General features: G+C 50.7%; 23 protein-coding genes. 9 read left to right on the top strand and 14 right to left on the bottom strand.

Annotated features, from left to right (window positions below):
* Positions 1 to 33 precede the first annotated feature (33 nt).
* On the top strand, positions 34 to 819 hold the full coding sequence (locus tag DW817_RS00335) for an ATP-binding protein (protein ID WP_014128179.1): 786 nt from the start codon (positions 34 to 36) through the stop codon (positions 817 to 819).
* A 35-nt stretch (positions 820 to 854) separates the two neighbouring features.
* Positions 855 to 2,240 (top strand): NCS2 family permease, encoded by a 1,386-nt coding sequence (locus DW817_RS00330; RefSeq protein WP_009014876.1) that lies wholly within the window; start codon positions 855 to 857, stop codon positions 2,238 to 2,240.
* A 378-nt stretch (positions 2,241 to 2,618) separates the two neighbouring features.
* Here the strand turns inward: DW817_RS00330 and DW817_RS00325 are convergent, their stop codons facing one another.
* The 3 genes from DW817_RS00325 to map all read right to left on the bottom strand — a co-directional run bounded on the left by DW817_RS00325 (position 2,619) and on the right by map (position 4,574).
* Positions 2,619 to 3,080 carry a hypothetical protein gene (locus tag DW817_RS00325; protein ID WP_021737053.1) on the bottom strand — a complete coding sequence of 154 codons (462 nt, stop codon included), beginning with the start codon at positions 3,078 to 3,080 and terminating at the stop codon, positions 2,619 to 2,621.
* Positions 3,081 to 3,222: 142 nt separating this feature from the next.
* Entirely contained in the window at positions 3,223 to 3,738 is a 516-nt protein-coding gene (locus DW817_RS00320; RefSeq protein WP_009014878.1) for a nitroreductase family protein, read from the bottom strand.
* Positions 3,739 to 3,755: 17 nt separating this feature from the next.
* Positions 3,756 to 4,574 carry a type I methionyl aminopeptidase gene (gene map / locus DW817_RS00315; RefSeq protein ID WP_009014879.1) on the bottom strand — a complete coding sequence of 273 codons (819 nt, stop codon included), beginning with the start codon at positions 4,572 to 4,574 and terminating at the stop codon, positions 3,756 to 3,758.
* Between the two features lie 138 nt (positions 4,575 to 4,712).
* Between map and DW817_RS00310 the strand changes: the two genes are divergently transcribed.
* The 7 genes from DW817_RS00310 (at position 4,713) to DW817_RS00280 (ending at position 12,305) form a co-directional block, all read left to right on the top strand.
* Complete coding sequence (locus DW817_RS00310) at positions 4,713 to 5,609, top strand: DUF368 domain-containing protein (protein WP_009014880.1); 897 nt, start codon at positions 4,713 to 4,715, stop codon at positions 5,607 to 5,609.
* 145 nt (positions 5,610 to 5,754) lie between these two features.
* The gene (locus tag DW817_RS00305; RefSeq protein WP_009014881.1) at positions 5,755 to 5,967 is read left to right on the top strand and encodes a FeoA family protein; all 213 of its coding nucleotides are present in this window, start codon (positions 5,755 to 5,757) and stop codon (positions 5,965 to 5,967) included.
* 13 nt (positions 5,968 to 5,980) lie between these two features.
* Positions 5,981 to 6,208, top strand: a complete 228-nt coding sequence (locus DW817_RS00300; protein ID WP_014128177.1) for a ferrous iron transport protein A — start codon at positions 5,981 to 5,983, stop codon at positions 6,206 to 6,208.
* Positions 6,209 to 6,261: 53 nt separating this feature from the next.
* Entirely contained in the window at positions 6,262 to 8,415 is a 2,154-nt protein-coding gene (gene feoB, locus DW817_RS00295) for a ferrous iron transport protein B (protein ID WP_009014883.1), read from the top strand.
* Positions 8,416 to 8,461: 46 nt separating this feature from the next.
* Complete coding sequence (locus DW817_RS00290) at positions 8,462 to 8,617, top strand: FeoB-associated Cys-rich membrane protein (protein ID WP_016459719.1); 156 nt, start codon at positions 8,462 to 8,464, stop codon at positions 8,615 to 8,617.
* 487 nt (positions 8,618 to 9,104) lie between these two features.
* Complete coding sequence (locus tag DW817_RS10740) at positions 9,105 to 11,012, top strand: acyl-CoA dehydrogenase family protein (protein ID WP_009014884.1); 1,908 nt, start codon at positions 9,105 to 9,107, stop codon at positions 11,010 to 11,012.
* Positions 11,013 to 11,090: 78 nt separating this feature from the next.
* Entirely contained in the window at positions 11,091 to 12,305 is a 1,215-nt protein-coding gene (locus DW817_RS00280; protein WP_009014885.1) for an FprA family A-type flavoprotein, read from the top strand.
* A gap of 308 nt (positions 12,306 to 12,613) precedes the next feature.
* Here DW817_RS00280 and DW817_RS00275 read toward each other — a convergent pair whose 3' ends face one another.
* The 11 genes from DW817_RS00275 to DW817_RS00225 all read right to left on the bottom strand — a co-directional run bounded on the left by DW817_RS00275 (position 12,614) and on the right by DW817_RS00225 (position 23,702).
* Positions 12,614 to 13,804: an iron-containing alcohol dehydrogenase gene (locus tag DW817_RS00275; protein ID WP_231368254.1), complete on the bottom strand. Its 1,191-nt coding sequence runs from the start codon at positions 13,802 to 13,804 to the stop codon at positions 12,614 to 12,616.
* 77 nt (positions 13,805 to 13,881) lie between these two features.
* Positions 13,882 to 15,117 (bottom strand): nucleotide sugar dehydrogenase, encoded by a 1,236-nt coding sequence (locus tag DW817_RS00270; RefSeq protein ID WP_120110288.1) that lies wholly within the window; start codon positions 15,115 to 15,117, stop codon positions 13,882 to 13,884.
* A 19-nt stretch (positions 15,118 to 15,136) separates the two neighbouring features.
* The gene (gene galU / locus DW817_RS00265) at positions 15,137 to 16,015 is read right to left on the bottom strand and encodes a UTP--glucose-1-phosphate uridylyltransferase GalU (RefSeq protein WP_009014888.1); all 879 of its coding nucleotides are present in this window, start codon (positions 16,013 to 16,015) and stop codon (positions 15,137 to 15,139) included.
* A gap of 33 nt (positions 16,016 to 16,048) precedes the next feature.
* Positions 16,049 to 17,509, bottom strand: coding sequence for an undecaprenyl-phosphate galactose phosphotransferase WbaP (wbaP, locus tag DW817_RS00260; protein WP_016459721.1), 1,461 nt, complete (start codon positions 17,507 to 17,509; stop codon positions 16,049 to 16,051).
* 115 nt (positions 17,510 to 17,624) lie between these two features.
* On the bottom strand, positions 17,625 to 18,647 hold the full coding sequence (gene tsaD / locus DW817_RS00255; protein WP_021737046.1) for a tRNA (adenosine(37)-N6)-threonylcarbamoyltransferase complex transferase subunit TsaD: 1,023 nt from the start codon (positions 18,645 to 18,647) through the stop codon (positions 17,625 to 17,627).
* Positions 18,648 to 18,656: 9 nt separating this feature from the next.
* Positions 18,657 to 19,118, bottom strand: coding sequence for a ribosomal protein S18-alanine N-acetyltransferase (gene rimI, locus DW817_RS00250; RefSeq protein WP_009014891.1), 462 nt, complete (start codon positions 19,116 to 19,118; stop codon positions 18,657 to 18,659).
* The gene (tsaB, locus tag DW817_RS00245) at positions 19,091 to 19,783 is read right to left on the bottom strand and encodes a tRNA (adenosine(37)-N6)-threonylcarbamoyltransferase complex dimerization subunit type 1 TsaB (RefSeq protein ID WP_009014892.1); all 693 of its coding nucleotides are present in this window, start codon (positions 19,781 to 19,783) and stop codon (positions 19,091 to 19,093) included. The genes rimI and tsaB overlap by 28 nt, the downstream gene beginning before the upstream one ends.
* Positions 19,777 to 20,238, bottom strand: coding sequence for a tRNA (adenosine(37)-N6)-threonylcarbamoyltransferase complex ATPase subunit type 1 TsaE (gene tsaE, locus DW817_RS00240; RefSeq protein ID WP_009014893.1), 462 nt, complete (start codon positions 20,236 to 20,238; stop codon positions 19,777 to 19,779). The genes tsaB and tsaE overlap by 7 nt, the downstream gene beginning before the upstream one ends.
* 136 nt (positions 20,239 to 20,374) lie before the next feature.
* Entirely contained in the window at positions 20,375 to 21,940 is a 1,566-nt protein-coding gene (gene pckA / locus DW817_RS00235; protein WP_120110284.1) for a phosphoenolpyruvate carboxykinase (ATP), read from the bottom strand.
* Positions 21,941 to 22,233: 293 nt separating this feature from the next.
* Positions 22,234 to 22,506 (bottom strand): hypothetical protein, encoded by a 273-nt coding sequence (locus DW817_RS00230; RefSeq protein WP_016459725.1) that lies wholly within the window; start codon positions 22,504 to 22,506, stop codon positions 22,234 to 22,236.
* Between the two features lie 62 nt (positions 22,507 to 22,568).
* Positions 22,569 to 23,702, bottom strand: a complete 1,134-nt coding sequence (locus DW817_RS00225; RefSeq protein ID WP_009014896.1) for an acyl-CoA dehydrogenase family protein — start codon at positions 23,700 to 23,702, stop codon at positions 22,569 to 22,571.
* Positions 23,703 to 23,743 lie beyond the last annotated feature (41 nt).

The following is a 23,743-nucleotide window of genomic DNA, read 5'->3' as shown; positions in this document are numbered from 1 at the left end:
AGAATCCTTTTCCAGGAGTGTGAACATCATCTCATGAAACACGATGCGTTTGTCCCCGCCAGCGACCTTACAAAACTGTGGCGGGCCCTGATTGAATTCAATATGATTGAAGAAGGGGATAAGATTCTCATCGGCCTTTCCGGCGGCAAGGACAGTATGTTCCTTACAGCGGCCCTAGCCGAGATCCAAAAACACAGTCCCCGCCATTTTGACCTGTTGTGCTACACCATGGACGGCATGTTTGCCGAAGATTTTCCCAAAAAAGAACTGGAAGACTTCTGCCGCACCTACGGACTCACCCATTATTCGGAGCAGGTCAATGTCGAGGCCCTCTGGGGCCATCGGGGCAACACCCCGTGCTTTTCCTGTGCCTACTTCCGCCGGGCCGCGATGAACCGCAAAGCCCGCGAACTTGGCTGCAGCAAGATTGCCCTGGCCCATCACAATGATGACGCCGTGGAAACCTTGATGCTGAATCTCTTCCAGTCGGGGCAGAACAAGACCTTCCTGCCCGTGACCCATCTTTCCCGCAGCGGCATGACCGTCATCAGGCCCCTGCTTTTTTACCGGGAAGCGGAAATCATTGCCATCGGCAAAAAGATTGGCCTTCACCCTTTGGCCAATCCCTGCCCCTATGACGGCAAGACCCAGCGCCAGGATATGAAGGAACTGGCTCGGCGTCTTGAAAAAGAAATTCCCCATTTCTATGACCACATGGCCTCGGCCCTGCGTCATTCCGATAAAGAGGAACTTTGGCCGGAAAAACTACCCCAGAAAACGATGCTGGAGCGCTTCCGCGCCTTCTGGAAAAAGTCCTGATTTTTCATTGTCCAGTAAAGAAAGGAAGTCACACCATGGAAGAACTCTTTGACCGCGTTTTCCACCTCAAGGAAAACCACACTGATGCCCGGACCGAAATCATTGCCGGCATCACCACCTTCATGACAATGGCCTATATCCTCATTGTAAACCCCTCCATCCTCAGTGCTACAGGAATGGATAAGGGGGCGCTAGTGACAACGACCGCCCTTGCCTCTGCCTTGGGGACCCTCTTCATGGCCGTCTTTGCCAACTACCCCTTTGCCCTAGCTCCAGGCATGGGGCTTAATGCCTACTTTGCCTATACGGTCGTCCTGCAGATGGGGTATACGTGGCAGGTTGCCCTCGCTGCCGTCTTTGTTGAAGGCCTTGTCTTTATTCTTCTTTCCCTCACAAATATCCGTGAAGCCATTTTCAATGCCATCCCCCTCACACTGAAACGGGCCATTTCCGTTGGCATTGGTCTTTTCATCGCTTTCATTGGTCTGCTTAACGCCAAGATTGTCGTGGCCAATCCGGCAACCAAGGTTTCGCTCTATTCCTTTACGAAAGCGGTTGCTGACGGGACGTTCCACAGCGTGGGCATCACTGTCGTCATCGCCCTCATCGGGATTCTTTTTACAGGCTTTCTCATCATCAAGAACATCCGCGGCAACATTCTTTTTGGCATCCTGGGCACTTGGATCCTCGGGATGATTGCAGAAGCATCGGGCCTTTACATTCCCGATCCGAAATTGGGGACCTTCAGTGTCTTTCCCAACCTTTCCGCCGGTTTGGCCGCTTTCATTCCCTTAAATCCCCTGCCGGTTTGGGGCAAAATGGATTTCTCCTCGGTCTTTTCCCTCGACTTCTTTGCCGTGATCTTCGCCTTCCTCTTTGTTGACCTCTTCGATACACTGGGAACCCTCATCGGAGTTGCCTCCAAGAGCAACATGCTCGACGAAAAGGGCCGTCTGCCCCACATCAAAGGAGCCCTCATGGCCGACTCCGTCGCAACCTGCACGGGCGCCCTCATGGGAACAAGTACGGTCACGACCTTTGTTGAAAGTGCAGCCGGCGTTGCTGAAGGCGGACGCACGGGGCTTACGGCGGTAACCGTATCCGTGCTCTTTCTCCTTTCCCTGTTCCTGTCACCATTTTTCATGGCCATCCCGGCCTTTGCAACAGCACCGGCCCTCATCGTGGTTGGCTTTCTCATGTTCTCATCCGTCAACAAGATTGACATGGACGATCTTTCCGAAGCCATTCCAGCCTATATTGCCATCATTGCCATGCCGTTTTGCTACAGCATTTCAGAAGGCATTTCCTTTGGTGTCATTTCCTACACGATCCTCAATGTCCTGACGCGTCACACGGACAGGATCAGTGCCCTCATGTACATCCTCACCATACTATTTATCGGCAAATACATCATGCTTTGAACCTCATCAAAAAAGCCATCCGCATCGCGGGTGGCTTTTTTTCGTAGTTCCTATCTTACTGCGGGGATACTGGCCGCCTGTACCTAGGTCCCGCGGCTCAAAGATCCGATTGTCCTGAGTTTCCGTCTCATTCGAGCTGACAATCGGTATCGTCTTTAATTGCCGCCAGATCTATCCTGAACTGTATCGGTCTTATATTTCTTGCATCAACAGTTGCAGTTTTGATCAGGAATCCTTTACATTCAAAAAAAGGGGCTCCCTGCCCCTTGTAAAAACTGCCATAAGGAGTCTTTTCGCCCTAGCCCTTTCCCTTTTGCCATAAGAAAAGAAGCTGGCTGCAGCGGGTCCTACAGTCAGCTTTATTACGGCCCTCAGCCGTCAGTTTTGTTTTTTATCCTCACTGCCCTTACCCCAAACGGTCTGCATGATGGCCTTGTATTCCTTTCCAAGGTCCTGCTGGGCCAGATTCAGCACAAAAAGGAGCATATCCCCCACGGCATCTTCCCCATCACGGAGGATGACGCAGGATTCAGCCATAAGATTCTTGGCACCGTCAATATAGAACTTATACGGTTTATACTTGAGGTTGAGCTGATTGATAAGCCCTGTGACTTCCTTCTCGTTATCATCCCGCAGGGCCTCTGCCACGACAACGACACGGATCATGGCAAAGGGCGTATCATCAACAAAGATACCAAAAGGAAGAAGATTGCCATCCATGCGGAAATTACTCCGGAAAAGGACCAGATTGTTAGGTTCGCTCTTGGGTTCTTCAATGGTAAAGCCTTCTACTTTTTGGTCAGCAATGAATTTCTTGAAGCGTTCTGCTCTCTTATTCATGGGGTCACGTCCTTTTTTAGAATTTCCCTTATTATACTCCATAGGGAAGAAAAATGGAAAGTTCAGGGAGATTTTATCTAATTGATGGTCATTCTTTATAAAAACTTTTAATTTTCCTTCTATCCTACGAAGTATGGAAACCTTAAAGTTCCTTCACCAGTTCCGTTACACTGCGCCGTTTTTCATGAAGAGAGGAGGCTTTCACCCCATCTGCGGCATAGCCCAAGGGAAGGAGAAAAACAGGCATTTCATTATGGGACAGGCCAAAGGCGTCGGCGGTCTTAACGGGCGGAAAGTGAGCCACCCAGCAGCTTCCCAGTCCTTGTTCCCAAGCCTCCAGCATCAGATGGGTTCCAATGATTCCTGCATCAACCTGCCCGGAAAGGAACCCTTTTTCCAGTTCATTGACCCACTGCTCATCACGGCAGATCGTCACCATAAGAACGATCGGGGCATTAAAGGCGCAGGGCGTCAGTTCACGGATCTTGGCAATGGCATCCTTGCTTTTAAGCACATAAATGCGAAAAGGCTGATAATTATGGGCTGTCGGTGCCACACGCGCGGCTTCAAGGACCTTCTCCAGTTTTTCCGGTTCAACAGAGCGTTCACTGAATTTCCGTACAGAATAACGATTTTTGGCAAGCGTGAAAAAATCCATAAGATTGCTCCTTTTTCTTAGTAAGAAAGAATTTCCGGTTCTCCCTCCGTGATGAGCAGGGTATACTCCCACTGAGCCGAAGACTTCCCGTCTTCCGTGCGAACCGTCCAATTGTCGATTTCATCAATATAGAGCGCTGCCCGCCCTTCATTGATCATGGGTTCAATGGTAATGACCATGCCCGGCACAAGGAGCATGCCCGTTCCTTTTTTCCCGACGTGGGAAACAAAAGGATCTTCATGCATGGAAAGCCCCACACCATGACCGCCAAATTCGCGGACCACGGAATAGCCGTGTTTCCTGGCAAAGGACTGGATGGCCGCGCCAATGTCGCCCAGCGTGTTCTTCCAGCCAACAGCATTCTGCATGCCGCGGCGGAGACATTCCTTCGTGATGCCTACGAGATTCCGGCGATTGTTCGGCACGTTTCCGAGCATGAACATGCGGGAAGCATCCCCAACATATCCCTTGTAGATGGTCGTGGCATCGACGTTGACGATATCACCGTTTTTAAGGACCACATCGGAGCTTGGGATGCCGTGACAGATTACATCGTTCACAGAGGTGCAGACGCTTTTAGGAAAGCCCTCAAAATTAAGGCAGGCCGGAGTGGCATCGTGGCTGACCGTATATTCGTAGACAATGCGGTCAATTTCTTCCGTCGTCATACCCACGTGGATTGCCTTTTCCACGGCATCCAGGACTTCCGTGTTGAGCCGTCCCGCTTCGCGGATGCCCGCAATCTGTTCCGGTGTCTTGATCATCTCCATGCGGGGGACTTCCACGCCTTGCGCCGCAAGTTCAAAGAGTTTCATCTTGACTTCTTCTCGTTCCAAATTCCTAGCTCCCTTCTATTTTCATTCTTGAAAAAATACGATATAATAGGCTTTCAATGCATAGATATCCCTGAAAGCGTAACTATTATACCATATCCATGCAATACCCTGATGCTGGCATAGAAAGGATATGATCAAATGGACCTTTTCCTTAACCTTATCCGTGGTTTTTCCATGGCCCTTGCAGACAGTGTCCCCGGTGTTTCCGGAGGAACCATTGCTTTTGTCCTGGGATTTTATGATGAATTCATCGGTTCCCTTTATGTCCTGACCCATGGGACACGGGAACTGAAACAACATGCCCTGGTTTTCTTGGGGAAATTAGGAATTGGTTGGGCTCTTGGCATGGGATCATCCGTCATGGTTTTGGGAAGTCTTTTTACAACCAGGATCTATGAACTCAGTTCCCTCTTCCTGGGCCTCTCGCTCTTTTCCCTCCCCCTGATCCTCAAAGAGGAAAAGCAGGCGCTTTCCCAGAAAAACCGGCTGCCTTTCTTTCTTTTGGGTCTCTTTGTGGTCTTTGTGATTACCTGGTTCAATCCTGCCGGCGGAAAAGGCGTACAGGTAGACGTTGCCCAGCTCACCCCTACGCTAGGCCTTTATATCTTCGTCTGTGCCATGATTGCCATCTGTGCCATGGTCCTGCCGGGGATTTCGGGCTCCACCATGCTCCTCATCTTTGGGCTGTACGTTCCCATCATCGGAGCCATTCGTGAATTCCTTCATATGAACCTTTCCTACCTTCCCGTCCTTATCATTTTTGGCTGCGGCGTCCTTACAGGGATTGTCGGCATCATCCGTATTGTGAAAAACGCACTGGAAATGCATCGAGCCGCCATGGTTTACTTTATCTTGGGACTCATGGTCGGTTCCCTCTACACCATCGTTACGGGCCCCACCACCCTTAAGATTCCCCAGCCAGCCATGACTTTTGAAACTTTCAGTCCCCTATGTTTTCTCCTGGGAGGCATTTTCCTTTACGCCCTTGACAAGCTCAGAAAATTCTCGGAAAAGAAATTGCATCCAGAAGGGTAATCCTTTGTGCACTGCTTCGGCAGTGCTTTTTTTTTTACTTCAAAAGTTTCTTTGTTACGGGAAAACTCCTTGCATATTATGTTAGTCTGTGCTAACATTGTGACGTTAAAAGAAACTCTTCCTAAAAATCTCAAAGGAGGCCATCATGCCCTTAGCGTTTGCAAAGTCAGGCGACGTCCTAACGGTCATCCGGATTGGCGGTTCCCCCAAGGTCAGGAGCCACCTGGAAAATCTTGGAATCACCCTAGGCGCCCCCATTACGGTTGTCCAGAACACCCCCTCAGGAATCATTGTGAACATCCGCGATTCCCGTGTCGCCATCAGTATGGAGATGGCCAATAAAATATTTGTGCAGTAAAGGAGAACTTGCGATGCTTACCTTAAAAGATGCTGAAACCGGTCATAACTACGAAGTCATCAAGATCCACGGCAGCGGCGCCATGAAGCGCCACATCATGGATATGGGCCTGACCAAAGGAACGGCCCTGCATATCCGCCGTGTCGCGCCTTTAGGGGATCCGGTTGAAATGACCGTTCGGGGTTATGAACTGTCCCTGCGCAAAGGCGATGCCGAAATCGTTGAAATCAAAGAAGTGTAATCAATTTCCCAATCGATTAGTCTATTGCAACTTTTTGAAAGGAAGGTTTTATTATGCAATATAAGATTGCTCTTGCAGGGAACCCGAATACGGGCAAAACGACCCTGTTCAATGCCCTCACTGGATCCAATCAGTTCGTTGGCAACTGGCCTGGCGTTACAGTTGAAAAAAAGGAAGGGACCCTGATTGGTCATCCCGAGATCCTCATCCAGGACCTGCCTGGGATCTATTCCCTTTCCCCTTACACCTTGGAAGAAGTCGTTTCCCGCACCTACCTCGTAAAGGAACGGCCTGATGCCATCTTGAATATCGTTGATGGCAGCAACCTTGAACGCAACCTCTACCTGACGACACAGCTCATGGAACTGGGGATTCCCGTCCTCATGGCCGTCAATATGATGGACGTCACGCGGGCTAACGGAGATATCCTCTATACGGAAGTCCTTGCTAAATCCATTGGCTGCCCGGTTGTGGAAATTTCCGCTCGGACAGGCGAAGGCATCAAGACCCTCGTCCAAAAAGCTGCGCAAATGGTTCAGGCCAAGGTTCCAGCTGAGCCAATCCATACCTTTGCCGGTCCGGTTGAACACGCCCTGGCCCACATCGAAGAAGCCACGCAGGGCGCCCTTCCCCAATCCCAGAGCCGCTGGTACTCCATCAAGCTCTTTGAACGGGATGCCAATGTGCTCGATGCCCTAAAGCTTTCTCCGGAGCTCATTTCCCACATTGAGGATGATATCATCTCCGTCGAAAAGGAAATGGATGATGACGCGGAAAGCATCATTACCAACGAACGCTACAACTATGTTTCAAAAGTCATCGAAAAATGCTTCGTCAAAAAAGACAAGCATCGTCTGACTGTTTCTGATAAAATCGACCGCATTGTCACAAACCGTTTCCTGGCACTCCCCATTTTTGCCGTCATCATGTTCCTTGTCTACTATATCAGTGTCACGACCATCGGAACAGAAGCAACGGACTGGGTCAATGATACCTTTTTTGGAGAATGGGTCATTCCCGGTGCCCACGAGCTCATGGCTTCCTGGGGAGTGGCGGAATGGCTGGAAGGCCTCGTCGTTGATGGGATCATCTCCGGCGTCGGTGCCGTCCTTGGCTTCGTGCCGCAGATGGTGGTCTTCTTTATCTTCCTGGCATTCCTCGAAGCCTGCGGGTATATGGCCCGGATCGCCTTCATCCTGGACCGCGCCTTCCGTAAATTTGGGCTGTCCGGAAAATCTTTCATTCCTATGCTGATTGGTTCCGGCTGCGGAGTTCCTGCCATCATGGCCTCCCGGACCATTGAAAATGCGCCTGACCGCCGCATGACCATCATGACAACGACCATGATTCCTTGCTCTGCCAAAATGCCGATCATCGCCCTTGTCGCAGGGGCCTATTTCGGCGGTGAATGGTGGGTCGCTCCCTCAGCTTATTTTGTCGGGATTGCAGCCATCATCATTTCTGGGATCATCCTCAAAAAGACCAAGCTGTTTGCCGGAGATCCCGCGCCTTTCATCATGGAACTGCCAGCTTACCACATGCCGACCCTTTCCAACATTGCCCGCAGTGTTTGGGAACGAGCTTCCAGTTTCATTAAGAAGGCCGGCACGGTCATCCTCCTTTCCACCATCCTCGTATGGTTCCTTTCCGGATTCGGCTATGTTGATGGTGAGATTGCCATGGTCGAAGACCTGAACGACGGGTTCCTTTCCTACATCGGTGAAAAAGTCGCCTGGATCTTTGCCCCCCTCGGCTGGGGTGATTGGAAAGCCGCTGTCGCCGCCTTTACGGGCCTTATTGCCAAGGAAAACCTCGTAGGAACCTTCGGTATCCTCTACGGTCTTGCAGAAGCCGCCGAGGACGGTGAAGAATTCTGGGGTACCTTTGCCAAGGACTTCAGTACCCTCAGTGCCTATTCCTTCCTCATCTTCAACCTTCTGTGCGCGCCCTGCGTTGCTGCCATGGGAGCCATCCGCCGCGAAATGAACAACGGCAAATGGACGCTCTTTGCCATCGGTTATCAATGTGGTTTTGCCTATGCCGTTTCCTTGATTTTCTATCAGTTTGGCATGTTCCTTACGACAGGGGTCTTTACCATCGGTACAGCCTTTGCCGCTGTGATCTTTGCCATTCTCCTTTATCTCCTGCTGCGTCCCGCAAAAAAATATGAGGGTGCAGTTGAAGTCAATTTGGAGTATAATAAGTAAAGCAATCCGATAGGAATTGCAATGTAGAGCAAAGGAGTTGATCCTTATGGGAACGCTCATTGTAGGACTTGTTATCCTCTTGTTCGTCCTTGTTTCGGTGTACACCATCGTGCATGACCATAAAAGTGGGATTGGAACGTGTGGCGGCAACTGCGCCTCCTGTGGCGGCTGTGCCTTCCATTCGGCTCCTGAAAAGAAATAACCTGCATGTTGGGTACAAAAAGGGTGCTGCGTAAGCAGCCCCCTTTTTTTTTGCGTTTTTCTCCCCCATCCCGGTCCTGCAATAGGGAAAAACGAGACATTATTCTCCGTCCCTTTTTCCCGCGACCTTTATTCGATCAAATGCGCATTTGATTATATTAACCTCTCTTTTCTATTAATTTGTACCAAAAATTACAATAAGCACCACGGAATTTCCTATTTTCAGGGAAATTCCCATTTCATTGGTATTCGGGGTCCAAACAAGATAGAATAGACAGAGAAGCCCGTTGCAGTCCCTTTTTATGGATATATCTTTGAACGGTCAGGGCCTTTCCCTAAAAGAAAGTTTTTTTCAGATAACTCCATAAACTTCTTGACATGTGTAATCATTCGGGTTACAATTAACTCATCAAGGATTGTTATTAAGTGATAGGAATTATTCTATCACCGAGAAGAAGGATTTTCTGTACAGAGGAGGTCGGAAACAGATGTTATTTACCACTACCAATGACCATGAAGAATTACGCGCTGCAATACGCGGATTCGCTGAAACGAAAGTCAAGCCGATTGCATTCTCCCTCGATAAGGAAAGCAAGTTCCCCACTGAAATCGTCAAGGAAATGGGCGAAAATGGCTGGATGGGACTTCCCTATCCGAAAGAATACGGCGGGGCCGGCATGGATTACATTGCCTATGCCATTGCCGTAGAGGAACTGGCCCGTGTTGACGGCGGTGTTGGCGTTATCCTTTCGGCTCACGTATCCCTGGGTTCCTATCCTATCTTTGCCTTTGGGACAGAAGAACAAAAGCAAAAATACCTCGTTCCCCTTGCCAAAGGTGAGAAGATCGGTGCCTTTGGCCTTACAGAACCCAATGCCGGTTCTGACGCAGGCGGCACAGAAACAACGGCTGTCTTTGATGGCAAGAACTGGATTCTCAACGGCAACAAGATTTTCATTACCAACGGCGGCGAAGCTGATACGTACGTTGTCTTTGCTGTCACCGATCCCGACGCAGGTACGCGCGGCATCAGTGCCTTTATCCTCGAAAAAGGCATGCCCGGTTTTACCTTCGGCGATCATTACGACAAACTGGGGATCCGTTCCTCCGCTACGGCTGAACTGATCTTCAACAACGTCAAGGTTCCTCAGGAAAACCTCCTGGGCAGACTGGGCCAAGGCTTCAAGATTGCCATGGCAACCCTTGACGGCGGCCGTATCGGGATTGCTGCCCAGGCTCTGGGGATTGCCCAAGGCGCGTACGAAGCAGCCCTAAACTATTCCAAGGAAAGAATCCAATTTGGTGCGCCGATCTGCCAGAACCAAGGTGTTTCCTTCAAGCTGGCTGATATGGCAACAAGACTGAGAGCTGCCCGTTTCCTCGTTTACAGTGCGGCTGAAATGAAGACGGAACATATGGATTATGGCATGCAGTCCGCCATGGCAAAGCTCTATGCTTCTGACCTTGCTGTTGAAATCACAAACGATGCCCTTCAGATCTTTGGCGGTACGGGCTACCTCAAGGGGATGGATATCGAACGGATGTACCGCGACGCGAAGATCACTACGATTTACGAAGGCACCAACGAGATCCAGCGTGTCGTTATTGCAGCCCATATTACGGACCGTCTGTCCAACGCCAAACATGGCGGCGGTGGGTCCCGCAAGGAAAAGGCCATTACAGGCTCCCGCAAGAAGATGATCTTCAAAGATGGCTCTCCGGAAGAACAAGTGGCTTCCCTTGTTGAAGCCCTGAAAGGGGATGGCTATGACTTCACGGTCGGCATCCCGATGGATACGCCGATTGTTGACGCTGAACGCGTTGTCAGTGCCGGTAAGGGCATTGGAGAAAAAGAAAACATGAAACTCATTGAGGAACTGGCTCACGCTGCTGGCGCGGCAGTTGGCTCCTCCCGCCCGGTTGCTGAAACCCTGCAGTATGTTCCTATTGAACGCTATGTCGGCATGAGCGGACAGAAATTCAAGGGCAACCTCTACATCGCCTGCGGGATTTCCGGCGCCATCCAGCACCTCAAGGGCATCAAGGATGCAACCACCATTGTGGCCATCAACACCAATGCCGGTGCTCCGATCTTCAAAAACTGCGACTACGGGATCGTCGGTGATGTCAAAGTCATCCTGCCGCTCTTAGCCAAAGCCTTCGGAACGGGCGAAAAGAAACCGGCTCCTCCCATGGTGAAAATGAAGAGACCGCTCATCAAGAAGGAACTGCCTCCTGGACTGTTTGTCTGCAACGGCTGCGGATATGAATACGATCCGGATAAGGGCGATCCTGCTGGTGAAATCAAACCAGGAACGAAGTTTGAGAACCTGCCGGAAGATTGGACCTGCCCTGAATGCGGCGAAGAAAAAGCCCACTTCGTACAGGAATCCTAACTGGTTCAATCCACTCTGATAGCGAGATTCAAGGGGGAGAAGGGCCCTTCTCCCCACACCAAAGAAGGAGATAACAATATGGAATGCGTAAGAAAATTAACGAAAGATTTGTACTGGGTTGGCGCTGACGATCGCCGCTTGGAACTTTTTGAAAATATTCATCCCATTCCTCGGGGCGTATCCTACAATGCCTACGTCCTTTTGGACGAAAAAACGGTTCTTTTCGATACAGCTGACTGGTCTGTCTGCCGTCAGTTCCTGGAAAATGTCGAAGCCGTCCTTGCTGGCCGTCCCTTGGATTACCTGATTGTCAACCATGTGGAACCGGACCACGCGGCAAGCCTTCAGGAAGTCCTCATCCGTCACCCTGAGACCAAGGTCATCAGTAATGAGAAAGCCTTTGATCTCATGCGTCAATTCGGGTTCAGCGTGGATGACCGCGCCGAAGTGGTTGCCGAAGGCGATACCCGCAAATTCGGAAAGCACACCATTGCCTTTGTCGCCGCGCCGATGGTCCACTGGCCGGAAGCCATGGTCTCCTTTGATACGACCACTGGCACCCTCTTCTCGGCCGATGCCTTTGGTACCTTTGGTGCCTTGGGCGGCCGCATCTTCGCGGATGAAGTGAATTTTGAACGGGATTGGCTTGATGATGCCCGCCGCTACTATACCAACATCGTTGGTAAATACGGTGCTCATGTCATGGACCTCCTGAAAAAGGCTTCCGCCCTCGAGATCAAGATGATCTGCCCTCTCCATGGACCTGTCTGGAGAAAGAACATTCCTTGGTTCCTTGATAAGTATGTCCATTGGGCCTCTTATGAACCAGAAGAAAAAGGAGTGCTCCTCGTTTATGCCTCCATGTACGGCAACACGGAAAGTGCCGCGTCGGTCTTTGCCGCCCGCCTTGCAGAAAAAGGCATGTCCAACATCCATATGTACGACGTCTCCAAGACTGATACGAGCTATCTCATTTCCGATGCGTTCAAGTACAGCCACATCGTCCTGGCTTCTGTGACGTACAACCTCAACATCTATCCGAAGATGATGACCTTCCTGGATCATATGAGAATGCTCAATGTCCAGAACCGCTATGTCGGCATCATCGAAAATGGGTCCTGGGCCTGCACAGTTGGTACCTTGATGCATGATTACCTGGAAGACGAAATGAAGGGAATGACGATCCTTCAAGACAGCGTCACCATCAACTCCAGCATGACCAAGGGCCAGAACCGCTCCATGGACGACATGGTCGATGCCCTTCTGGATTCCATGAAGGAAGAAAAGAAATAACTCTCACGTAAGAACGCTCCGCCCATCACGGGCGCATCCTCCTATGATGGGCGGGCCGACCTCCTATCTTTTGCATCTTTGATGCATGCATCCGTTACCCTCTCTCTCATAGTGCCGTTAAAAGGACCCGACTAGGCATGTTCCCAGTCGGGTCCTTCGTCTTTGGGTGCTGCCTCCTTCGAGTCTCTTCGTTCATTCCGCTTTTTTATAAAATAGCACCAGTGCCTTTAGCGGTCCTCCCAAAAAGCCGAACAATGACCATCTGGACACTTTCCCTGCCAGATGGTCATTGTTCCATTTACCGTGCCTTAGGTGCGTTCATAGGCCGCTTTATAAATTGTGTACATATCTTTTTCATGAAGCACTTTTGCCGATCCCAGGGCATCCTTTGCGGTATGGCTGCACATGCGTGCCAGTGTGCGAAGATCCTCATCTGAAAGGATAAGGCCCAGCTCCTTAAGGGAAATCGGCATGGAAAGGGAAGCAAAGAAGGCCTCCAGGGCCTCAATGCCCTTGAGGGCAATGGCTTCATCACTTCCGATTTCCGGCACATTCATGACATGAAGGGCAAAACGACAGAAGCGGGGAAGGCAGTCCTTATAGACATACCGGGCCCAGCTTCCCCATAGGGCCGTTAGACCTGCCCCGTGGGCAACATCATAAAGACCGCTCACTTCATGTTCCAGGCGATGGGTAGCAAAATCCCTGGCACAATGACCAAGGCCTGTCAGGTCATTATGAGAAAGACTGCCCGCCCACATGATTTCAGCCCGTGCATCATAATCATCAGGGTGATCCCGCAGGATGAGGCTCTGAGCCATAACGGTCCGCAGCAGGCCTTCTGCGAGGGCATCAGTAAGTTCCATACTGGGGCCTTGGACAAAATAGCGTTCCAGCGTATGCATGATGATATCACAGCAGCCGCAGGCCGTCTGGTAAGCCGGCAGGGTCATGGTAAGTTCCGGGTTCATGACAGCAAAAACCGGGCGGGCCAGATCGCTGTTATAGCCCCTTTTTTCATGGGTCCTGTCGTTTGTAATGACCGATGAATTGGAAAGTTCACTTCCCGAAGCAGCAAGGGTAAGGACCACACCGACAGGAAGGGCTTTTTGGGCCTGGGCCTTTCCCGCATAGAAGTCCCACACATCGCCTTCATAGCAAAGTGCGTAGGAAATGGCCTTTGCCGCATCGATTACGCTGCCGCCGCCTACGGCAAGAATCAGGTCAATGCCCTCTTCCCTGGCTTTTTGGGTGCCCATCCGGACAAAGGACAAACGGGGATTGGGGGTAACACCGCCTAAGGCAGCATAAGCGATGCCCGCCTGTTCAAGGGAGTCCGTGACGCGGAAAAGAAGCCCGCTTTTTTGGGCACTTTTCCCTCCATAAAGAATAAGAACCTTTTGGGCGCCCCGTTCTTTTACAAGGACACCGGTTTCTCTTTCCCTTCCCTTCCCAAAGACAACCTTAGTCGGGGAATAATAGGTGAAATCACAAATCATAATAAGCCCCCTCCTTTCCTGCTTTTCAAAAAAAGCCTGCATTTCTGCAGGCGTCATTGGTTTTTAGCATCCCATTATCAATCACGGCCAAAAAGATCACGTGTATAGACCTTGTGGGCAGCATCTTTAAGTGCGCTGTCCATACGATTTGCAACAATGACCTGACTTGTTTCCTTAAAGTAGGGCAAGTCACGGGTTACACGGCCGCCCCCAAATAAACTGCCTTCTTCAAGGGTTGGCTCGTAGATGAGAAGCTGTGCCCCTTCCTTTTTGAGTAAGTCCATGATTGTCTGGATGGCACTTTGCCGAAAATTATCACTGCCGGATTTCATGATGAGGCGATAGATACCGATGACAGGACGGGCAGCATCGCTATTTGCAGCCGATCGGGCCGTTTCCAAGACTTGCTGCGCAATGAACGCTTTGCGAATCTCGTTGGAACGGATGACCGCATCCATCAGGGCTTCTGGGACGCCGCCATAATCCGCCTTAAGTTCTTTCGTGTCCTTGGGCAGGCAATACCCGCCATATCCAAAGGAGGGATTATTGTAATGCCCGCCAATCCGCGGATCAAGGCAGACGCCATCGATGATGGATTTTGTATCCATGCCCTTTACACAGGCATAGGTATCAAGTTCATTGAAATAGGCCACACGCAGGGCAAGGTAGGTATTGGCAAAAAGTTTGACCGCTTCCGCCTCTGAAGAATCCATTATCTTGATAGGAACGTCTTCTTTTTCCGCACCCTCTTTAAGAAGCTGTGCAAACAGCTGGGCCTCGGTTTCCATGTCCGGCCCTTGGGAGCCAATCCCCACGATGATGCGGGAAGGGTAAAGGTTATCATAAAGGGCCCTTCCCTCCCTCAGGAATTCAGGACTGAAAAGCAGGCGCAGCTTCTGATAACGCTGAGCAGCCGCTTTTGTATACCCTACAGGAATCGTGGATTTGATGACAACCAGAGCCTCTGGATGAACCTGTTCAATCAGGGTCAGGACTTCGTCTACATGGGATGTATCAAACTGATGATGAGTCTCATCATAGTCTGTTGGGACCGCAACAATCACAACATCAGCCTGTTCATAGGCCTGCCGCGCATCCAGTGTTGCCTGAAGCTGGAGCGGCCGATCTTTCAAGTAATGTTCCAGTTCCCGATCTGAAATCGGGGAGTGGCCCTGTGCCAACTCTTCTACACGCCGTGGATCCACATCAACTGCATAAACCTTGTGATGCTGGGATAACAGGACCGCAAGGGATAGTCCAACATAGCCCAGACCTGCCACAGCAAGGACAAGATCCCGTTTTTCTTTTTCCATTCTTTCACCTTCGAATCAGCTACAGACCTTTGACGATGTTCTTCAAATAGGAAGCAAATTCGTCTTTTAGGTCATCCCGACGCAGGGCATATTCCACCATGGCCTGGAGATAACCTTGTTTATTGCCCACATCGTAGCGACGACCGGAAAAACGGTAAGCATAAAGGGGCTCACGATGGCTCATGACCCGAAGGGCATCAGTCAGCTGGATTTCGCCGCCCTTTCCTGGCTTTGTTTCAGAAAGGACATCAAATACATCCGGCGTAATCACATACCGACCTAAAATCGCCATACGGCTTGGTGCGTCCTTGACAGCCGGTTTTTCCACCATATCCTCGACTTTCATGAGGCCATCTACACCATCGACTTCCTTGCCCTTTACAATGCCATAACTGGAGACATCTTCGCGGGGCACGGTCTGACAGCCCAGGATTGTTGCTCCTGTCGCCTCGTATTGGTCCATGAGCTGACGCAGGGCCGGCTTTCCCTCCGTATAGACAATATCATCCCCTAAAATGACGGCAAAAGGTTCACCGTCAACAAAGTCCTTGGCACAGTAAATGGCATCTCCCAGGCCGCGCATGTGCTTTTGACGGATATAATGGATATCAATGCTTGAGATATCACGGATTTGCCGCAGTTGTTCCAATTTTCCTGCTTGATAGAGATGATTTTCCAATTCGGGAGATGAATCAAAATGGTCCTCAATGGCTCGCTTTGCATGGCCGCTGATGATAAGGATCTGTTCAATCCCGCTTGCACGGATTTCCTCTACAATGTATTGGATGGTCGGAATATCAACAACGGGAAGCATTTCCTTGGGCATCGCTTTTGTAGCTGGCAGGAAACGGGTTCCGAAACCAGCAGCCGGAATTACGGCTTTACGCACTTTTTGCATGAGTGTTCCTCCTAAACAAAGAGGGCCTCCTCATCAGTAGGCCCCTTTATGATGTAATACAACACTGAATGTTTTCCAAAGCAGGGACAGGTCAAGCCAAATCGACCAATTGCGGACATACCAGGAATCCATTTGGACCCGCTCCTCATAGGTCGTATCACTGCGTCCGTTCACCTGCCACATCCCCGTAATGCCGGGACGAACCATATAAAAGTCAGAGATATAGCTGCCATATTTAGGGATTTCAGCCCGAACAATGGGGCGCGGCCCAACAAGACTCATTTCTCCTTTAAGGACGTTAAAGAGCTGGGGCAGTTCATCAAGGCTCGTCCGGCGCAGGATGTGCCCAATCCGCGTAATGCGGGGATCATCCTTAAGCTTGAAGTCCCGTTCCCATTCTTCCCGGGCCTCCGGATGGGAAGCCAAGTACTCCTTTAATTTCACATCGGCATCAACGCACATGGTACGGAATTTATAGCAAGGGAATTCCTTACCGCCCTGTCCGATCCGCCTGTGGGCAAAAAGAATGGGGCCTGGTGAATCAAGCCGTACCAAAAGAGCCAAGAGAAGCAGGATTGGACTGATCACAAGGATGCCAATGAGGGTCAGGACCATGTCAAAAAGGTATTTCAGAATCTTATTGTAACTTCTAGCCAAATTGTTGCGCAGGCCCATGACAAGCAGCCGCTCATTAAAGAGACTTTCCACAGTGACCCCATTGACGGGAAGCCCAATGAGATCAGGGATGAAGGAGAGATTCCTGACAAGGGGCTGGATGCGGTAAATCAGGCTGTCAAGCTTCTTTGGAGAAAGCCCGGGAGCGGCAATGAAAACATCATTGACCTGCGTTTTTGTCAAGATCGGCTCAATCTCGTCCAAGGTTCCCAGATAGGGAAGATTGCCAACATTTTCCTTTCGCTCCCCAGCGTCATCGACATAGCCAATGACATGATAATTCAGCCCGACGTCGTCCTTGATGCCGCGCAGGAGCAGCTGTGCCGTCTTGCCGGCCCCAACAAGAAGGACTGGATAGCGCCCAATACCGGCCCAGTCAAGGATTTTTGTCATAACAAGGCGCGAAAGGCTGAGGAAAAGGAAGGAAAAGATTCCCAAGAAAGCAATGAAGAGCCGGCTCGTGGAATTGCCAATGTGGGTCAAGTAGACCAAGAGGATAATGAGGCAAATGGCATAGGCACAGCCGTAAAAAATACGCTCCAGCAGGCGCCAGATTCCCATCGGTTTCTGATAGACCCGCCCGGCCCGTAAAAATAAAATAAAAAAGAGGGGGAATACAATCCACTTATTGAGCCAAGCAATGTGCAGCACGGAACTGCCCATTAGACCATTGCGGGCACTGACGGCCAGATGTTCCGCCAAAAGGATAAAGATCCAGTCGCTCAGCATATAGAACGTGGGCAAGAAATAACTCAAATGATGCTCAATGAAGCGTTTATGGGTCCCCCGGGATCCCTCCTGCTTAGACTCAGGACGCACAAGCACACACTCCCATCATAGAACCGGAAAACCGGGTATTTTACATATCTTATATTATATCGAAAAAAACAGGCGGTTACAATATCCGCCTGCGCTCCTCATTAAGACTGCGTTCTTACGCCTCCCCCAATTTGAGCGAAGGATTGGCATTAAGATCAAGGGTGGCAAAGTCGTGAGCAAGATACTGATAATATCCCCGTACAGCAATCATGACAGCATTATCCGTACAGAGGATGGGCGTTGGATGGACAAGTTCCGCCCCCACGGAATCAGCGCCTTGGGCAAGGGCTTCCTGCAGATGGCGGTTAGCAGACACCCCGCCGGCCAGGACAACTTTCTTAAGTCCTGTCGCAATAAGAGCTTCCTTGCATTTGGTTACAAGAACGTCCACAATGGCTTCCTGGAAAGAAGCAGCCACGTCTTCCCGCTTGACCTCAAGACCGCGCTGTGCTTGTGCATGAAGATAGTTGATGACGGCAGATTTCAGGCCGCTGAAGCTAAAGTCATAGCTGTTGGGCAGAAGCGGACGCGGAAAATCAATGGCCTCCGCCTTGCCGGAAAGGGCGAGTTTTTCGATTTCCGGACCGCCAGGATAGGGCAGGCCCATAAAGCGGGCAATCTTATCAAAGGCTTCACCGGCTGCGTCATCACGGGTCTGACCTAAAAGGCGGAACGTGTTATAGTCTTCCACAACAAGCAGGGAGGTATGACCGCCAGACACAACCAAGGCCAAAAAAGGCGGTTTTAGATCCGGATCGGAAAGAAAATTGGCAAAAACATGCCCTTCCAAGTGATTGACTCCAATCAAGGGTTTTCCTGTTCCAAGCGCAAGCCCTTTTGCTGCACTGAGGCCGACAAGCAGGGCCCCTACAAGGCCCGGTCCGTAGGTGACAGCAATGGCGTCAATCTCCGTTAACCCAAGATGGGCCTTCTTGAGCGCCTCGTCAATGACGGGCATGACATGTTCGATATGTTTCCGGGACGCAATTTCCGGAACGACACCGCCAAATTTACGGTGTACCAAGATTTGTGTCGATACAACACTGGAGAGCACTTCCCGCCCGTTCCGGACGACGGATGCTGCGGTTTCATCACAACTGCTTTCAATGCCTAGGATGGTAAGATCTTTTTCCATCATGTTCCTTTCTTACATATCAGTAAGGAGAAGGCGCATGAGCACGGCGTCTTCCCCACTGTCTGCATAATAATGGGGCCGTTTTCCGCAGGAAAAAAAGCCCAAATGTTCATAGGTTTTACGGGCCGGCAGGTTGTGTTCCCTCACTTCAAGGGTCACTTCCTCCGCACCAAGATCCCGTGCCTTTTCAATCAGGGAAGCCACCAAAAAGAGCCCTTTTTTCTCACCCCGTCGGCCTGGATCGACAGCAAGACGCATAATCTGTGCTTCGCCGGCAACAAGCCAAAAACCGCCGTAAGCAATAGGCGTGCCGTCTTCAAACACGCCATAGTAATGGGCAAGCCGCCCTGTCAGTTCTTCCAAAAAGGTTTCCCTTTTCCACGCTAAGGAAAAGGCCCCTTCATCCATGGGAAGGACCCAGGAAAGATCCCCTTCCGTCAGCTCTCTTACTTCGATGGATGCCGCTTTTCCCATAGTTCCTCCGCCTCAGAGCGCCGGATGTAAAAAGGCTCCATTCCAAAATAATCGTAAAGGTCCCCCGGTTCATAGTTTTCCTGGGCAAGGATTGCAACAGAACTGGCTCTGGGCATGCGGGCACTTTCCGGTGCCATAGCAACCAGGAACCCCTCTTTTTTGGGGATGCGATGACATTCTCCCAAAAGGATCACAGGCCGGTCCTTTTGTTCCATAAGGGGAATGATTTCCTTCTGGGAAAGGATAGAAACCGGTTCCACTTCTTCCAGGCGTCCCTGGTCCCAAAGATATTGCCCTACATAAAGGTTTCCTTTCTGGGCATCAAGGACGGGGACAAGGAGTACTCCTGCCACAGGCAGGTTATAGCTGATGGCTTCCAAAGTGTCGACGGCACGCAGCGGAATCTTTAGGCTGTAAGCCAGGGCTTCCGCCGTCGCCATACCGATACGCAGTCCTGTAAAGGAGCCGGGACCGCGGCTTACGGCAATCAGTTCCAGCTCGCTTTTTTGAATATGGGTCCGTTCCAATAGGACCTCCAGTTGGGGCACGAGTCCTTCAGAATGGGTCATTCCAACATTGATATCCACTTCTCCTAGGATCTTTTCCCCATCACAAAGAGCAACGGAGGAGACCCGGGTCGATGTATCGATTCCAAGGGTCAGCACAATTCTTCCACCTTTCGTACAAGCGCTTCATAATGGGCACCATGGGGCACCAGTTCGGCCACTCGCCCAGCCCCCTCCTGACGGAGGGTAATGGACAAATGGTCTTCCGGCATCTCACAAGGGAAAAGTTCTGCCCATTCAATGAAGGTCACACCGGGAGCACCGACATATTCATAAAACCCGATATCATCCAATTCTTCACTGGAAGTCAGACGATAGAGGTCAAAATGCTGGAGAGTCAGCTTCTTCCCCCGATAGACATTCATGAGAGAAAACGTGGGACTTGATACGTCCCGTCTGTCCACGCCCAGTGTTTCTGCAATTTCCGTAACAAGGGTCGTCTTGCCGGCACCGAGGTCCCCGTCAAGAAGGACCACATCACCGTCACCAAGGACGGTTCCCAGGGCACGGCCCAATTTTTTTGTTTCGTTAAGCGTGGGACACGCGATGATCATGGCTTCCACCTTCCTTTACGGCGTCTATTATACCACACTTCCCCCTGCCCTTTGCCAAAGTCTCCCAGAAAAGGAAGGGACTTCACAAGAAAACAAAAGGAGTGCTGCTTGATGGCAGCACTCCCTGGACGGGCAGTCAATCATCAATATGTGGACCGGCAGAGGCAATATCATCCGTGACCTTGCCTTCAAAGAGTTTCTTAAAGTTATCAATGAAGAGGCCGGCCAGTTTCTTTGCCATCTGATCGTAGGCATTCTTATCCGTCCACGTATTCCGCGGATTGAGGATCGTGCTCGGCACGTTGGGACAGGACTTAGGAATGGCAATGTCAAACATGGGCATGGTCGTCCAACCTTCTTCCCCCAGTTCATCATCAAGGGCTGCATGGATCATGGCCCGCGTATAGGCAAGCTTCATCCGCTTGCCAACGCCGTAAGGACCGCCGCTCCACCCCGTATTGACCAAGTACACATTGGTTTCGTGACGAGCAATCCGTTCACCCAAGAGTTTTGCATAGACAAGGGGCTGCAGGGGCAGAAAAGGTGCGCCAAAGGCAGTGGAGAACGTTGCCTGCGGTTCCGTAATGCCCCGTTCCGTCCCAGCGACCTTGCTCGTATACCCCGTCAGATAATGGTACATGGCCTGTTCCTTCGTAAGCTTTGAAATCGGAGGCAGAACGCCGAAAGCATCGGCCGTGAGGAGAATGATGTTCTTGGGATGGCCGGCACGGCTTGGAATCTTAGCATTGGGGATATAATTCAAAGGATAAGCCACGCGGGTATTTTCCGTGATGGTATTATCACTGAAATCAGGCGCTCCCGTCTTAGGGTCGACGACAACATTTTCCATGACGGCGCCAAAACGGACCGCGCGATAGATTTCAGGCTGACTGTCTTCGGTCAGGTCAATGCACTTGGCATAGCAGCCGCCTTCAACGTTGAAGACGCCGTTATCCCCCCAGCCATGTTCATCATCACCGATAAGAGCACGATGGGGATCTGCGGAAAGGGTCGTCTTCCCCGTACCGGAAAGCCCAAAGAAAAGGGCCACATCACCCTTGCTGCCTTCATTACAGGAGCAGTGCATGGAAAGAACATCCTGCTGGGGCAGGAGGAAGTTCATGACGGAGAAAATGGATTTTTTGAGTTCCCCAGCATAAAGACCACCGCCAATGAGGACAACTTTCTTGTCAAAGTTCAAAATGATGAAGGTTTCAGAGTTCGTTCCGTCAACAGCAGGATCTGCCATGACATCGGGCAGGGAAATGACCGTAAAGTCTTCCGGCACCGTACTTGGCTCATCCGTCTTGATGAATAACTGGCTGATGAAGACCGTCTGCCAGGCCATTTCATTAATGAACTTGACGCGGATTTGATAACTGGGATCGGCTCCGGCCTTGACGTTCTTTACATAGATACGATGAGTCTTGATGAACTTTTCACACTTGGCATAAAGCCGGTTGAAGGTCTCTTCCGTGCAGGCTTGGTTATTGTCCCAATTTACGATATCGTGGGTCAAGGGCGTATCGACAATGAACTTATCTTTCGGGGACCGTCCCGTATGGGTACCCGTCGTAACACGCAGGGCTCCCCGATCGGAGAACGTTCCTTCCCCATTGCGGATGGATGCTTCGATCAGTTCGCGGACACTCAGGTCCCGAACGACTTCTTTGGCTTCGGCCAGCAGCTTTTCACTATTCATGTCGTTACCTCTTCCTATGGTTAATTATTGAAGAAAAACCGTTTCATTCATAACACTCATTATATGACAGATTGTCCGCCTTGGCAACTCTAAGTATCTGAAAATTGCCTGCATTGACGGAAAATGCACTTTGGCGCTTATGGCCCACCGGGCCGCATTTTATCCCACTTTTACGTATTTTTTTTGAGATCATCCCTTAGAAAAAAGCGGACAGGCACCCCGCAAATGGAGTATTCTGTCCACTCACAAAAGACATCAGCAACATTTTATTTCTTCCGGTGTCAGATTGATAATCATTTTGCCTTCCCACTCCACACAATGGCTTCTTCTACGGAAAACGTAAGGCTCCCGTCTTCAAAAAGAAAACAGGGAATGCCTACATATCCGCCCTCCTTGACGGCCTGAAAGTCTTCACGGCTGTCACGGAGATGAAGAAATTCCTTCAGGAAGATCATGGTGCCCGTAATATCCTTGTACGTATAAGAAAGTCCTTTTTTGTCCAAGATGCACATAGCGGCAATCGTATCAGGGCAGACATGGCTGCCAAACATGGTAAAAGATTTCATGACTGTCTCCTTTTCAGCAAAAAAAAGGGGGGGCACTGCCCAAGCAGCCCCCCTCAGCATCATCAGTACAGGATTTTATTGGCAATGACAAGACGCTGGATCTGGTTGGTTCCTTCGTAGATCTGGAGAATCTTGGCATCACGCATCTTCTTTTCCATAGGATAGTCCTTCATATAGCCATAACCGCCCATAATCTGGACTGCATCTGTCGTGACTTCCATCGCCACATCAGAAGCAAAGCACTTGCTCATGGCTGCTTCCATGCCAAATTCAAGGCCCTGGTCACGCATCCAGCAGGCCTGCTGGACCATCAGGCGGGCGCCATGGACTTTCATGGCCATATCTGCCACCATGCCCTGGATGAGCTGGAAGGAAGAAATGGGCTGGCCAAACTGTCTTCTTTCCCGTGCGTAATGAGCTGCAATATCAAGCGCCGACTGAGCCACACCTACAGCTACGGAAGCAACGAAGGGACGGGCAGAATCAAGCGTCTGCATCGCAATGCGGAAGCCCTGGCCTTCCCGGCCTACGCGCATGGATTCAGGAACAACAACATCTTCCAGGATGAGCTCACACGTATTGGAAGGACGGATCCCCATCTTATCTTCCTTACGGCCAACAGAAAAGCCCGGTGTCCCCTTCGGGACGATAAAGCAGGTCAAGCCGCGGATCCCGCCTGTTTTACGCGTATTGGCAAAGACAAGGAAACTGTCAGCAATCCCGCCATTAGTAATAAAGACCTTGCTCCCGTTAAGGACATAATGGTCGCCTTCCTTGACGGCTTTCGTCGAAACACCGCCCGCGTCGGAACCAGCGTCCGGTTCAGTGAGGGCAAAAGCAGCCAAGCCGCCGTTATTGAGTAGATCACACTGATATTTCTTCTGTTCATCATTGCCAGCAATCAAGATAGGATAGGAAGCAAGAGCATTTGCAGCAATGGACGTAGCCACGCCAACACAGCCCTTACCCAGTTCTTCGTAAATCATGGCAATGGTCACACTGTCAAGGCCCGGTCCGCCATATTCTTCCGGGACAACTAGGTTCAGCAGCCCCATGTCCCCTGCTTTTTTGATAATTTCCGGACGGCAGGCATTGTTTTTATCCATTTCATCCGTGTAAGGAACGATTTCCTTTTCGACGAACTCCCGAACCATGGCCTGAAGTTCCAACTGTTCTTCCGTTAATGCGAAATCCATGTGATCCTCCTGATTATGATTTGTTTTCCCTAACGGGCTCC

It is taken from the genome of Acidaminococcus sp. AM33-14BH (assembly GCF_003603525.1).
Classification (GTDB): domain Bacteria; phylum Bacillota; class Negativicutes; order Acidaminococcales; family Acidaminococcaceae; genus Acidaminococcus; species Acidaminococcus intestini.
This window is presented reverse-complemented; position numbering and strand designations above follow the sequence as displayed.